The sequence below is a fragment of the Pseudomonas sp. Bc-h genome (assembly GCF_002080045.1).
GTDB lineage: Bacteria > Pseudomonadota > Gammaproteobacteria > Pseudomonadales > Pseudomonadaceae > Aquipseudomonas.
Genome location: NZ_MUIN01000011.1, coordinates 272,034 through 285,578, shown reverse-complemented (window position 1 = coordinate 285,578; position 13,545 = coordinate 272,034). Strand labels below are relative to the sequence as shown.

Below are 13,545 nucleotides of genomic sequence, written 5' to 3'. Positions count from 1 at the left end.
CCCCGCTCGTTCGGGGCTGCTTTTTTAGATCGAAAGGGGAAGGAGAGACCATGGACCCATTCATGCAGGCGGCCATCGAAGAGGCGCAAAAGGGACTGGCCGAGGGCGGTATTCCGATCGGTTCGGTGATCGTTCATGACGGCAAGATCATCGGCCGTGGCCATAACCGCAGGGTTCAGGAAGGCAGTGCGATCAAGCATGGCGAGATGGACGCGTTCGAAAACGCCGGGCGTCAGCCTGCCAAGGTCTATCGGGAAGCCACCCTCTACACCACGCTGTCACCCTGCGCGATGTGCAGTGGCGCCATTCTGTTGTACGGCATCCGCAAGATCATCGTCGGCGAGAACGAAACCTTCATGGGCGAAGAAGAACTGCTGCGTTCTCGCGGCGTGCAGGTGGACGTGGTGCACAACGCCACCTGCGTCGGCCTGATGAAGCAGTTCATCGCCGACAAGCCAGAGTTGTGGAACGAGGATATCGGGGAGTAGCGCTGCCTGAGTCGCTGGCGGTTCAGTTACCCCGCGGTGTGTGAACACACGCACTGCCTGTGGGAGGGCGCTTGCTCGGGATGAGGTCAGCACAGTCACCATCGTTGTGAATGACACTCCGCTTCCGCGTGCAAGCGCCCTCCCACGGGATCATCGGCGCCGGATACTCTTCAATCCAGCCGCAACGTCGAGCTGAACTGACTGATCGCATCCACCACATGCCGGGACCCTTGCTGGATCTCCAGGATCACTTCCCCGGCCTCGTTGGCCAGCTCCACGCCGGTGCCCGTTCGGCTCAGGCTCGACTGCATACTCGACACCGCGCTTTTCGCCAGTTCGTTGTTCTGTCGTACCACGTCGACGATCTCCACGGTGGCCTTGCTGGTACGCGCCGCCAGGCCTCGCACCTCATCGGCAACCACCGCAAAACCGCGTCCATGTTCCCCGGCCCGCGCCGCTTCAATGGCTGCGTTAAGGGCCAGCAGGTTGGTCTGATCAGCAATGCCGCGAATGGTCTGAACGATGGTGGCGATGATTTCCGACTGCTTGTTCACCGCGTCGATACTGCGTGCCGCTTCGTTGAGGTCATTGGAGATCTGTTCGATTACCGAAACCGTCTGCTGCACCACGCTCGAACCCTTCTGCGCGCAGGCATCGGTGCGCACCGAGGTGTCGTGGGCGGTGGTCGCGGCACTGCGCTGCACGGTCACTTGCTGGGTAATGTCACTGGCGAATTTAACGACCTTGTACAGGCGGCCCTTGGCATCGAACAGCGGGTTGTAGGTTGCTTCCAGATAGACCTTTTCCCCGAGCTTGTTTACCCGCTCGAAGCGATGGGCGTGATATTCGCCGCGATTGAGCGAGGCCCAGAACGCCCTGTACGCAGGCGACTCGACTTCCTCCCGGGTGCAGAACAGGCTGTGATGCTGGCCGACCACTTCGGCAAGCGAGTAGTGCATGGTCTTCAGGAAGTTTTCATTGGCCGTGATGACGCGCCCGTCCGGTGAGAATTCGATCATCGCCATGGAGCGCCCGATGGCGTCGATCATGCTCTGGTTTTCATGATCCTTGTAGGCCCGCGCAGTGATGTCGGAGGCAACCTTGATCACGCTCTGCACCTTGCCGTCGTTATCGAACACCGGCATGTAACTCGCCTCCAGCCAGATTTCCCGGCCGGATTTGTCCAGGCGCATGAACGTGCCGCACAGCGGTTCGCCGCGGGCCAGATCACGCCACAATTTGCTGTAGGCATCGCTGTCGCAGAAGGCTTTTTCGCAGAAGATCCGATGATGCTTGCCCACCAGTTCGCCCGGCTGATAGCCCATCGCATGGCAGAACTTCTCGTTGGTATCGAGAATGATGCCGTCGGGAGTGAATTCGATCATCGCCATGGATCGGCCGATCGCCGCGAGCTTGGCCTTCGACTGGCACAGGGCAGCGGTAGAGACCTGCAGTTCGGCTTCGACGGCCTTGCGGTGGGAGTTGAACATCTGCCATGTACCTCAATGATTGCGAAACGCGGTCGAAGTGACCGTCTTCCTTGATGGGCTGTTACAAAAGTCGACCTTACCGGTGCCAGCTTGAGTCATGGCGGTATGGCATCGGTCGCTTGGGAGTGAGCGAGAAATGGGTTGAAAGGACCGGGACAGAGCGGTTCGCGGGGAGCAGAAATGTGAGATGCCGATCGTCTGATACTGATCGCAGCGATCAGTGGTCGTGTTTTTGACGGGTTAGTCAACAAATCCATATCCGGCGCCTGACTTCCTGGTCGGTGACTATGGTGCAGCCCGCGCACCGTCCCGTCTTCGGGCATGGCGCTGAGGTTTTTCAGAGCATAGCCAAGGGCAACGTGGATGCAATCCCCCGTAGTGGCAAATTCACACTCTTCTGCGTTTCAGTTCGCAAAACGGCTAGAACGACCTGTTCGGATTGTGACGAAGACAGCGCCGTGGCCCGTAATGTCAGTTCTGCAGGTGCGCGGCGCCGAACAGCTGGACCTGTTTCAGTTGGCCGTCTTCTTCAATCAGGCGAACGGGTGCCGTGCCGCCCGGCATCACCACCTCCACCAGCCCTGCCTTGACCCAGCCACTGAGCCAGGCCGCAGAGGCGACCGCACTGGCGCTGGTGCCGGACGACGCAGTAGGCCCTTCGCCGCGCTCGAAAACCCTCGCCATGATGCGATTTGGTGCAACTTTTGCGGCCCACTGCAAATTGACGCCCGCAGGGCAGGGGTCGCCTTCGCCGAACTCGCCAGCCGCGAAGGCAATTCTGGTCAAGGCATCGTTGAGCGGGGACTCGTGCAGTTGCTCGAAGCCGGGTAACGCTTCGGTATCTGCCACCAGTGTGACGCAATGGGGGTTGCCGACCCGGACGAAGACGCTGGTCTGCCAGTGCGGGTGCAGTTTCGCCAGGCGCTCGACCCGGTTCACCGGCCGTTGGTCGAGCATGGCATCGCTGACGCCAGCCCCTTTGGCGCCGACCGCCTCAGGGCCGAAGCCCGGTGTGCCGATGCCCAGCCAGAAACCCGAAACACCGTCGACCATCGCCGGTACAGCTTCGGTAGGCACCGGGCTGGCGGAGTCCTGATTGTCGTGATGAACCCGCAGGGTGAAACCTTTGGCACTCAATGGCCGCGCTGCATCGGTCAATGAATGGGCGAAGATGGTCAGGCCGTTGCCGCTGCGTTCGGCCAGGGTGCCGTCGGTGTTGACGATCAGCACATCGAATGGCGCTGCGTCTTGAAACGGCCCGACCAACAGACCGTCCGAGCGATGGGCCTTGCTGGCCGCAGGGCGTTGGCCTGGTGGCCAGTCACAGATTGCAGCGACCGCTTGAGCTGTCCAGTTCCGGCGCATGCGCGCTGATTGGGCGGCAGTTTCAGGCACATCCACTCCCAGCTTGCGCAGCGCTTCAGGGGAGATCACGGCGTAGATGTTGCCGCGTGCATCGTAGAAAGGGGCCATGGCAGGTCCGGAGTCGGCATCGGAAAGCGCATATTAGATCATGCTCAGGATGCGTTCCCGTAGTAATCCGGCGTGCCGGCGGTAGCGATCTCTCATACGTCACCGCCGGCACGCCGGACTACTACAAGAATGTCTGCGCTGCTCGATCAAACCACCAACGTCAACCACGCCGATCCCAGCAGCAACAACGCCATCGCCTGATTGAAGCGCTTCATGCTCTGGGGTGAGCGACAGAACTTCGCGGCGCTGACGCCCAGATACGCCCACGCCCCCATGCACGGCACGGCCACCAGAAAAAACATCAGCGACAACCACATCACCCGCAGCATGCGGTCGGCATCAGTGCCGGCGAACACGCTGACTACGGCCAGCGCCATCAGCCAGGTTTTTGGATTCACCAGTTGCAGGCTGGCGGCGCTCCATAAGCCCAGACGCGGACCGCCTGCCGTTTGGGAAGGGTCAACGGCCTCGGCCGGAGCGCTGAAAATCTGCCACGCCAGCCAGGTCAGCCAGGCAATCCCGATCCACGACATGACGGTTTGTACCTGAGCGTGACGTCCCAGCACCTCGCCCAGACCGGTGCCGACAATCAGCACCAGCAATGCCGCTCCAGCGCAGCCGCCCAGCATGATCGGGAGCGTGCGCAGCAGGCCGTGACGCGAGCTGTTGGTCATCACCAGAATGTTGGTCGGTCCGGGGGTGATTGACGCGACGAAAGCGAACAGCAGAAACGGCAGGAAGGTTTGCATGGGGCAACTCGGCAGCAATTGATCATGCAGCGATGATCGCGAGCCGGGCGGGTCTCAGTCTGGAAGATTTGAGCAGCGCCGGCGGTAGTCGGCAGGCGTCATGCGGTACGCGCGCTGGAACCAGCGCCCCAGATGGCTCTGATCGGCAAAGCCCAACGTCGCCGCAACGTCCACCGGTAACTCGCCACGGGCCAGCAGGCGGCGGGCGCGGGTCAGGCGCAATTGAATGAGGTAGGCGTGGGGCGCCAGTCCGAAGGCGGCCTTGAACGCACGGCTCAAGCGAAAGCGATCGATCCCGACAGCCTGCGCCAGGTCGTCGAGCCCGATGTCCTGGTGCATGTGGCTGTGCAGATAGTCCCGCGCCCGTTGCGCCACCAGCGGCAAACGCGGATCTGGACTGATCAGGGTGCGCCAGCGCAAATGGCTGGTCAGGTTCGACAGCAGGTGATCCAGGGCGGTCTGGCGCACGATGCGCAGCTCGCCGCTGTGCATGGCTTCGAATGCGTTGGCGGTGGCCACGGCCAGACGGCCGTCATCTGCCAGGGTTTCAGCGAAGCTCAGTTGCGCGTTGTCAGGGGCTTCTTCGAATTGCGCTCGCAGCTCGCGATCCAGCCAGTGCGGGTCCAGGTACAACGTGCGATAGGTAAAGCCGCCAGCTTCCGGGGCGTGACCATCGTGAATGTCGCCGGGCTCAAGCAGGAATACCTTGCCCGGCGTGCTGTTGTATTGCTGACGGCGGCAGTTGAACTGCTGCACGCCTTGCTCGGTGATGCCCACCAGATAACTGTCGTGCCAGTGCGGGTCGTACGCATGCCCCTCGAAATGCGCGCGCATCGTCTCGATGCCGGACGTTGCGTCCTGCTTGAGATCGATCCAGTTGCGTTCGGGCATGAGGCTTCCTTCTTTGATCAGCTACCACCGTTATCGAGGAGAACACCCGTATGGCTTGCCTACGGCAGCGATTTTCGAGAGTGTCACCCCGGCAAGCCGTGCTGCTGCACAGACGTTATTTGCGTCGTCAGGTTACTGCGCAGCTTAATGGCTGGTCTGGAAGATTTGTGCAGCACCTGACCAACAGCGCGCGCTCATTCGCTCAAATCGAAACCGCTGCGGCCAAGGCACTCGCCATTGACCAGCACATCCAGCTCATGACGACCGGCGTAATGCAGGCGGGTGGTGAAGTTGCGCACCTGCTGCTCGCGGCTGACGTTCACCGATTGTCCGGGCGCCAGTTCCAGGGTCTTGAGCTTGAAGACCTTGGCTGATGTGCCGCCGGATTTCTTCACGTAATGAATGGCGTAATCGACGATCAATCGCTGGGACTCAACGGACGTCGATTTCAGGGTGAAAGACAGGTTGATGCGATCACCCAGGCTGATGGCGTCAGGTGTGATCTTGAGGTTCTGCAGGTCGACCTGCGCTTTTTTGCCTGCGCCCATCAAGGTCAGGGCGCGCACATCGCCTTTCTTGATCAGCGAGCGCAGGGCATGGCGCGCGATCCAGGCACTGTGAGGGGTTTCCAGCGACCAGCCTTCGAGCTGATCCAGCACCCAGTCGGGGTTGTCCTTGGTGATGTCGTTCAGGTGATTGGCCACCGACTTGCGCACGTACAGGCTGTCATCGGCCTTGAGGTTGTCGAGGATGTCCAGCACCGGCGCCGGATCGGCCATCAGGTTTTCCAGCCGAAACGACCACGGCAGGCGCGGTCGGCAGCCTTCACTGGCAAGACGGCGCACATGGGGATTTTCATCCAGCGACCAGCTGTGCATCACCTCGATCGCTCGGGGAAAGTCCCGACGCAGGAAATGCCGCACCGCGAATTCAGAAGAGCCAAAAGCGGTGAAAAATTTCAGCGCCTGCATGGATCGGTCGAAATCGTGTTGGCCATACAGCGCGACATATTCGGGGAGGATCATGCTGACGAAGGCGCTGTTCAGACGCGGCGCCAGTTCATACAGAATGTCGAGGGCTGCGCGATAGTCTTCCGGGAGGCCCGCATGCAGGCTCTGACTGACCCGATTCAAGCGCTGCATCACCGATAGCCCGTCCAGCTCCTTCGAGGCCCGCGCCAGAAACGCTTTGCTATCGAAGTCCGGGTACACCGCCAACGTCTCACCGGCGATATGCCGCAGGCGGTCGCGATTGAAGATTTCCTTGAGTGCGGGGGCGTCGGACATGGGGTTTCCCTGAGGCGGAGAAGGCAGCAGAGGTTACACATAATTCGCAAACGCGGCAGGTAACTATCGGTCTCTGCAAAGACCTGTTCTGAACCGTCCACGACATGCCGCTCGACTATCCTTGTTACAAAGTGAATCGTCCTACACGTTGCTCATCCACCCTCACAGCGCGAACCTACGCGCCGGATCGTCATCAAACACCGGAACCGTGACTCATTCGACACCCCTCCCACGTGAGGTAAAAGATGAACCGTTTTCTGCGTCATTTCGCAATCGTCTCCCTGGGCAGCCTGCTGACCGTGGGTGTGGCTCAGGCGGGCGAGAGTGCCAGTCATTCCCCACAGCTGCTGGCCTCGGCGAGCTATCCCAACCGCAGCAACAACACCCCCGATAACGGCGCCATACGCCGCGCCAATCCCAACAGCCGCCAAGGCACCGAATCCATTTCGCCGACGATGCGCGGGCCTAATCTGGGGCCGACGCAACAACGTCCGCCAACCCTGGAAAACGGCGGCATCGGCAACGGCTATCCCACCCGGCAAACCTCGCCCCGACCTTCCAGCGGCAACGACCGGCGCAGCAACTGAACCGGCATCACGACAGTCAGCGTCCATTTCTCATTCATAAGGAATCGCCCATGTTGCGTAATACCACCTTCCGCAAGACCTTGATCGCCGGTGTCTGTACATCCGTGTTGCTCGGCCTGTCTCTACAGGCATCTGCGGCAACCTATCAAAGCGAAGAGGGCACGTTGACGGTGGACGAAGTCGTGGGCGGTTTGCAGCATCCTTGGGCGGTGGCGTTTCTGCCGGACAAAAAGGGCATGCTGGTGACCGAGCGTACCGGCAGCCTGCGGTGGGTGACACCTGAAGGCAAACTGTCGGCGCCGATCTCCGGCGTGCCCAAGGTCTGGGTGCAAGGGCAGGGCGGTCTGCTCGATGTCGAACTCTCACCGGATTTCGCCAAGGACCGCATGGTCTACCTGACTTACGCCGAGGCCAGTAGCGACGGCAAGACCGGCGGAACCGCAGCGGGTCGCGGGCGACTTTCGGAAGACATGACAAAGCTGGAAAACTTTTCGCGGATCTTCCAGCAGCAGCCGAAGCTGTCCGTGGGCAACCATTTCGGCTCGCGCATCGTTTTCGACCGGGACGGTTATCTGTTCATCGCCCTGGGCGAGAACAACAATCGGCCGACCTCGCAGGACCTCGACAAACTGCAAGGCAAGATCGTGCGCCTGTACCCCGACGGCACGGTACCCAAGGACAACCCTTTCGTCGGTCAGAAGAATGTGCGCCCCGAGATCTGGACCTACGGCCATCGCAATCAGCAGGGCGCGGCGCTCAATCCATGGACCGGTACGTTGTGGACCAACGAACACGGGCCCATGGGCGGCGATGAAATCAACATCATCGAGCGTGGCGCCAACTACGGCTGGCCGATTTCCACCTTCGGCATCGACTACACCGGCCAGCCGATTTCCGAGTCCAGGGGCAAGATCGTCGAGGGCGTGAAGAATCCGTTTCATGTCTGGGAAAAATCCCCGGCCATCAGCGGCATGGCGTTCTACGATTCCGACACGTTCAAGCAGTGGGACCACAACATCTTTATCGGCGCGCTGTCGGCGCAAGTGTTGATTCGCCTTGAACTCAAGGACGACAAAGTGGTGCATGAGGAGCGCCTGTTGGGTGAGCTGAAATCGCGCATCCGCGATGTGCGGCAGGGCCCGGACGGTTATCTGTATGTGTTGACGGATGAGGATGACGGCAAATTGTTGAAAGTCGGGTTGGCGCAGTAACGCGGGCCGAGATGCACGAGTCGGCGCTCTGTTTGCAGGCGCGCGAGGGATCACCCCTCGCACCCCTGCGCCGACACCGGCACATCGAACACTCGATCAAATGCCCACTGAAACACCAGCGCGTAGAAGAAGAAAAACACGAACAGCCCGAGATCGGTGACCAGCGCGGCCCACCAGGAAATGTTCAGCCACCAGGCCACCAACGGCACCAGAAGCAGAACCAGCCCGCCTTCAAAGCCGAACGAGTGCAGCAATCGGCGCCCGAACGTGCGCGTGCGTTGGGCTTGCCGCGCCTCCCAGTATTCGAAACCGTAGTTGTAGAGCACGTTCCAGATCAGCGCGCTGGCCGAGAGCATCAATGACAGGGCGCCTGCGTGTGCCAGACCGTCGTCGTAGATCAGCGAGATCGTGGGCGACAGCACGGCGATGGCGATGGCCTCGTACAGGATCGCCTGAATCAGTTTGCGTGTGGGACCTTGCATGGTGTTCTCCGAAAGCGTGAAGGGACGACTGCCGATCACGCTACCGACCCCTTCAGCGCACGAAAAATGAGATAAATTGACCCCGCTTCAATTCATTTCATGCAGGGAGCTGCCCGTGTTCTCCAATCTTCCGCTCAACGCGCTACGCACTTTCGAGGCGGCGGCGCGGCTGGGCAGTTTCAAGGCCGCCGCTGAGGAATTGTCGGTGACGCCAGCGGCGGTCTCGCATCAGGTGAAAACCCTCGAAGCCTGGCTTGGCGCCTTGCTGTTCGGCCGTTCCGGTCAGGGCGTAGCGCTGACGGAGGAGGGTGAGCAACTCTATCGCCAGGCCCATCGCGCGCTGCTCGACATCAGTCGCAGCCTGGAAAGCTTCTGCCCGGAAACCGCCTCGCAGACCCTGACCCTTTCGACCACGCCGGGGCTGGCGGTCTCCTGGTTGATTCCTCGGCTGGGCGGCTTTTATCGGGCCTGGCCGCAATTCAACATTCGCGTCGACACGCGCAACGAACTGGTGGACCTGCTGCGAGATTCCAGCGTCGATCTGGCGATTCGCACTGTCAGCCATGACGACCCGAACCTGTTTCGCCAAGAGCTGATGGACGAGCGCTTTGGGGTCTACGCCGCGCCAGATCTGGTGGAGTCGCTGGACCCGACGCGGGTCGAGCTGATCGACTTGCGCTGGCAGATCCCGGGTGGGTTTTCCATCAACTGGAAAAGCTGGTGTGCGGCAGCTGGTTGCGACGGCTGGCTGGAAACCGCGCGACTGCGTGAGTTCGACGACGAACACTACGCCTTGAGTGCCGCGGTGGCCGGCCACGGGTTGGTGTTGGCGAGCAATGTGCTGGTGGCGGACAGCTTGAAGCGCGGAGAGCTGGTCGCCTACCGACCGCAAATCAGCCTGCCCGGCCCACGCTATGTGGCGGTCTGCGTGCCGGGACGCGAACGGCAGGAACCGGTGAAAGCCTTCCTTGCGTGGCTCGCCGAAGAAGCGGCTGCGACACCACTCCAATGGGAGTAATCATTTCCACAGGGACAGCGCTGCACGCCATTTCACATGCGCCAAAAATTCAGTGGGAGGGAGCTTGCTCGCGAAAGCGGCATGTCAGTCGCCAACGCGTTCACAGAACGGCCGTCTTCGCGAGCAAGCTCCCTCCCACAAGGACCGTGTGAGGCAATTGAATAGCATCGTCAGCCTTTACGAGTCGATGCTGATCCTCAAGGCCTGCGCGGCAACAACCCCGGGACCGCATGCATCAGCGCATTGATCGCGAAGCCGATGAACATCACCCCGCACAGGCGTGTGATGGTCAGTTCGTGGCGTTGGTACAGCGTGCGCACATGACGCGCGCCGACCACGCCGACGATGATACCGTAGGCCACGATCCCGCCCAGCGTGCTGACCAGAATCAACAGCGGCAGCATCGACCAGTTCAGCAGGTCGGCCCGGCTGGAGAGCAATGCCGTGAACGTGGCGACAGCCACGGGGTAAGCCTTGGGGTTGGTCAGACCGAACATGATGCCGTGCCAGAACGGGTGCCGCCGTGGCGTCTCGGGTTGGTCGCCACTGCTGCGTTTGGCACGGATCGCTCGCCAGCCGAGCCAGAACAGAAACAGCCCGCTGATGATGCCCAGTACATCGAACGCGGTGGTGCCGATCACCTTGGCGCCGATGATCGCCGCCAGCGCCGTGCTGCACCAGATCACATCCCCCAGCAGATGCCCGCAGAGAAACGCCGCCCCGGCGCGACGGCCTCTGGATGCGCCGATGCCGAACACCGCCAGCACCCCGGGACCGGGCGAAATGGCATAGATAAAGCCTGAGGCGAGCACAGCCAGGAGCAGCGAGGGCGTCATCGAAAGACTTCCTGAAAGGGGGTAGACGCCCGAGTGTAGATGAGCGGACGACTTATTTTCGAGATGTTTCATACGTTTAAAGAGGATGTGTCGAGGTTGTAAAAATCCGACGCAGAACGTAAAAGATGCGCCGACAAAAATATCCCGCCTGGAGCTTCACCCTCAATGATCACTCGACTGCGACCCGCCGCAGGCTTTTCGCGACGCCTGTTGCCGCTGAGCATTGCTTTCGCATCGCCCTGGCTGGCCGCTCAGGAAGCCGAGCCGCTGACCCTCGATGCGGTGAAGGTGTCCGGTGAGCAAGTGTCGAGCTACCAGGCCGGCAGCGCCTCGGTCGGTGGTTTCAACGAAGCGCCGTTGCTCGATACGCCTTCGTCGATTTCGGTTTTCAGCGAAGAAATGCTCAAGAATCAGCAGGCCAGGTTGCTCAGCGAAGTGCTGCGCAACGACGCGTCGGTGGGCGACAGCTACGCGCCGGTGGGCTACTACGAAAACTTCGTGGTGCGCGGCTTCTCGCTCAACGCCGCCAACAGCTACCGCATCAACGGTCGTAGCATCACTGGCGAACAGAACGTGGGGCTTGAGAACAAGGAGCAGGTCGAACTGCTCAAGGGGCTGTCCGGTCTGCAGAGCGGCGTGACGGAGCCGGCGGGCGTGGTCAATTACAAGACCAAACGCCCTGAGGATGTGCGTTCGGTGACCGTTTCGACCAACGAACACGGCGAGCGCTACCTCGCCACCGACGTCGGCGGCTGGTTCGGCAGCGAGAAGCAGTTCGGCCTGCGCGCCAATGTTGCCCACGAAGACATTCGCTCCTACGTCGAGCACGCCGACGGCAAGCGCGACTTCGCATCGCTGGCATTCGACTGGAACATCAACGAGCAATCGACGCTGCAACTGGACGTCGAATACCAGACCAGGGAACAGCGCTCGGTGCCGGGCTATCAATTGCTCGGCGGCACCGAACTGCCCCACGACGCCTCGCCGCGCAAGTTGCTGGGTTATCAGAGTGGGTCGAATCCGGTGGGTATCGACTCGCTGAACATGAACGGCCGCTATGAATACCGCCTCAACGACGACTGGAAAGCCAGCCTCAGCGCCTCGCGCAGCCGTGTGGTGATCGACGATTACAGCGCCTTCGCCTACGGCTGCTATTACCAGAGCGATTGCCCGAGCACCCCGGTGACCGGCCACTTCACGCCTGATGGCGGCTACGACATCTACGACTTCCGCAGCCCCGACGACACGCGCCGCAACGACGAAGTCGAAGCGGCAATGACCGGTCTGTTCAACACCGGCTGGTTGAAACACGAGCTGACCTTCGGCACCAGCGCGTTCCGTCGCACTGTCGACACCCGGCCCTATTACAGCCAGTTCGTGGGCTCCGGCAACGTTCACCAAACGCCTGAAACCTTCGCGCCGTCCGACGTGCCGGTCGGCCATACAGAGCGACGTCTGGACAGCCGCCAGTACGGGCTGTTCGCCACTGATCGCATCAGCTTCAACGATCAGTGGCAGACGGTCATCGGCGGCCGTCAGGTGCGCCTTGATGAAAAGGCCTACAACGAAGACGGTAGCGACAACCGCCACACCCAGCGCGCGATTTTCCTGCCGCAGGCGGCGTTGATCTACAAGCCGCTGGACAACGTTTCGCTCTACACCAGTTACAGCAAGGGCCTGTCGCTGGGTGGCACCGCATCGGTGTTCGACACCAACATCGGTGAAATCCTCGCGCCGACGATTTCTCGTCAGCTGGAAGCCGGCGTCAAATACGACTGGCGTCGGATGAGCTTTACCGCGGCGGTGTTCCAGACGCGCCAGGCGTATCAGTATTCCAGGCCGAATGACGACGGCAGCCTGACCTTCGTGCAGCAGGGCCAACAGAAGAACACCGGGCTTGAGTTGAGCGCCAATGGCTGGCTGACTTCGCAATTGCAGATCGCGGCCAGCGTCGCGGCGATTCGCGCTCGGGTCGAAGACAGCGGCACCGCAGCCTATGAAGACCATCAGGCGATCAACGTACCCAAATACCGAGGCAGTCTGTCGGCGGATTACAGCCTGCCGATCCCGGGGCTGGCGCTGCTGGGCGGCATGCAGTACAGCTCCAGCAAATACGCGAACCGCGAAGGCTCGGTGAAAGTCGACGATTACGCGGTGTTCAACGCGGGCAGTCGCTACAGCACCAGGCTGGAAGGGTATGACACGGTGTTTCGCCTGACTGTCGACAACCTGTTCGACAAACGTTACTGGCGTGATGTCGGCGAGTACCTGGGCGACGACTACCTGTTCCTCGGCGCCCCGCGCACCGCGCGTTTGTCGGCGACGGTGAGTTTCTAGACCTTCGCGACCTGTAGCAGTCCCGCTTGCCGGCGGGGCGATCTTCAAGGCACTACCGCCGGCAAGCCGTGCGGCTACAGGTTGGCGGTGTTTTGGTGCATCCTGTCACCCTGAGCGAATAGCTGTGCACCGACAGGAACGTCCGTGCGATTTTCAAGGGGCCGGAGCGGCAGATGATTGAACTGAAACCGGGAAACATTCCTGACATTCCGCTGCTGTGGTCGCTGCGCACCCGTGCCGTGCGCAAGCTGTGCTCCAGTCACTATTCGCCCGAGCAGATCGAGATCTGGAGCGAGGCGCCACCCCCGGAATCCTATTTGCGGTTGCTCGCCACCGACTGCGCGCTGGTCGCGGAAGAAGACGGCCAGTTGCTCGGCTACGCCATTCTGGACCGCCAGACCGGCGAGGTGATTGCGCTGTTCGTCGAGCCTTTGCATGCTGGAAAGGGCATCGGCAAGCTCCTGATGAAGGGTCTGGAAGCGATGGCTGCCGAAGAGCATTTCAGTCGCCTCTATCTCTACTCGTCGCTCAACGCCGCCGATTTCTACCGCGCCATGGGATTTGTCGCGGTGCGTGACGACGCCTACGCGCACCCCAGTGGCATTAGCCTGCGCAGCCTGTACATGGAGCGCGACACACCTGCCGATTCAGTGCATTGACCCTTTCTCTGCTCATATACCTGGCATGACTGGTATCG

The 13,545-nt window shown here is 61.2% G+C and carries 13 protein-coding genes; 6 read left to right on the top strand and 7 right to left on the bottom strand.

Going from position 1 to position 13,545, the window contains the following annotated elements; translation table 11 throughout:
• Nucleotides 1-50 precede the first annotated feature (50 nt).
• A complete protein-coding gene (locus BWR59_RS21645; RefSeq protein ID WP_081567673.1) occupies nucleotides 51-488 on the top strand; it encodes a nucleoside deaminase in 438 nt (145 codons plus the stop codon).
• A gap of 170 nt (nucleotides 489-658) precedes the next feature.
• On the opposite strand, the gene BWR59_RS33105 is transcribed toward BWR59_RS21645, so the two are convergent.
• The 5 genes from BWR59_RS33105 to BWR59_RS21620 all read right to left on the bottom strand — a co-directional run bounded on the left by BWR59_RS33105 (nucleotide 659) and on the right by BWR59_RS21620 (nucleotide 6,377).
• The gene (locus BWR59_RS33105; protein ID WP_081567672.1) at nucleotides 659-1,978 is read right to left on the bottom strand and encodes a PAS domain-containing methyl-accepting chemotaxis protein; all 1,320 of its coding nucleotides are present in this window, start codon (nucleotides 1,976-1,978) and stop codon (nucleotides 659-661) included.
• Nucleotides 1,979-2,449: 471 nt separating this feature from the next.
• Nucleotides 2,450-3,451 carry a diaminopimelate epimerase gene (locus BWR59_RS21635; protein WP_081567671.1) on the bottom strand — a complete coding sequence of 334 codons (1,002 nt, stop codon included), beginning with the start codon at nucleotides 3,449-3,451 and terminating at the stop codon, nucleotides 2,450-2,452.
• Between the two features lie 146 nt (nucleotides 3,452-3,597).
• Complete coding sequence (locus tag BWR59_RS21630; protein WP_081567670.1) at nucleotides 3,598-4,200, bottom strand: LysE family translocator; 603 nt, start codon at nucleotides 4,198-4,200, stop codon at nucleotides 3,598-3,600.
• A gap of 54 nt (nucleotides 4,201-4,254) precedes the next feature.
• Complete coding sequence (locus BWR59_RS21625) at nucleotides 4,255-5,091, bottom strand: AraC family transcriptional regulator (RefSeq protein WP_081567669.1); 837 nt, start codon at nucleotides 5,089-5,091, stop codon at nucleotides 4,255-4,257.
• Between the two features lie 194 nt (nucleotides 5,092-5,285).
• On the bottom strand, nucleotides 5,286-6,377 hold the full coding sequence (locus tag BWR59_RS21620) for a DNA alkylation repair protein (protein ID WP_081567668.1): 1,092 nt from the start codon (nucleotides 6,375-6,377) through the stop codon (nucleotides 5,286-5,288).
• 245 nt (nucleotides 6,378-6,622) lie between these two features.
• Between BWR59_RS21620 and BWR59_RS21615 the strand changes: the two genes are divergently transcribed.
• Both BWR59_RS21615 and BWR59_RS21610 read left to right on the top strand, forming a co-directional pair.
• Nucleotides 6,623-6,964: a hypothetical protein gene (locus tag BWR59_RS21615; protein ID WP_081567667.1), complete on the top strand. Its 342-nt coding sequence runs from the start codon at nucleotides 6,623-6,625 to the stop codon at nucleotides 6,962-6,964.
• A 50-nt stretch (nucleotides 6,965-7,014) separates the two neighbouring features.
• Nucleotides 7,015-8,175, top strand: coding sequence for a PQQ-dependent sugar dehydrogenase (locus BWR59_RS21610; protein WP_081567666.1), 1,161 nt, complete (start codon nucleotides 7,015-7,017; stop codon nucleotides 8,173-8,175).
• 50 nt (nucleotides 8,176-8,225) lie between these two features.
• Here the strand turns inward: BWR59_RS21610 and BWR59_RS21605 are convergent, their stop codons facing one another.
• Nucleotides 8,226-8,657 carry a PACE efflux transporter gene (locus BWR59_RS21605; RefSeq protein WP_081567665.1) on the bottom strand — a complete coding sequence of 144 codons (432 nt, stop codon included), beginning with the start codon at nucleotides 8,655-8,657 and terminating at the stop codon, nucleotides 8,226-8,228.
• Between the two features lie 115 nt (nucleotides 8,658-8,772).
• On the opposite strand from BWR59_RS21605, the gene BWR59_RS21600 reads away from it, so the two are divergent.
• Complete coding sequence (locus BWR59_RS21600; protein WP_081567664.1) at nucleotides 8,773-9,675, top strand: LysR substrate-binding domain-containing protein; 903 nt, start codon at nucleotides 8,773-8,775, stop codon at nucleotides 9,673-9,675.
• Nucleotides 9,676-9,872: 197 nt separating this feature from the next.
• Here the strand turns inward: BWR59_RS21600 and BWR59_RS21595 are convergent, their stop codons facing one another.
• Nucleotides 9,873-10,511, bottom strand: a complete 639-nt coding sequence (locus tag BWR59_RS21595; protein WP_081567663.1) for a LysE family translocator — start codon at nucleotides 10,509-10,511, stop codon at nucleotides 9,873-9,875.
• Between the two features lie 165 nt (nucleotides 10,512-10,676).
• Between BWR59_RS21595 and BWR59_RS21590 the strand changes: the two genes are divergently transcribed.
• Both BWR59_RS21590 and BWR59_RS21585 read left to right on the top strand, forming a co-directional pair.
• On the top strand, nucleotides 10,677-12,848 hold the full coding sequence (locus BWR59_RS21590) for a TonB-dependent siderophore receptor (protein WP_081567662.1): 2,172 nt from the start codon (nucleotides 10,677-10,679) through the stop codon (nucleotides 12,846-12,848).
• A gap of 173 nt (nucleotides 12,849-13,021) precedes the next feature.
• Entirely contained in the window at nucleotides 13,022-13,507 is a 486-nt protein-coding gene (locus tag BWR59_RS21585) for a GNAT family N-acetyltransferase (RefSeq protein ID WP_081567661.1), read from the top strand.
• Nucleotides 13,508-13,545 lie beyond the last annotated feature (38 nt).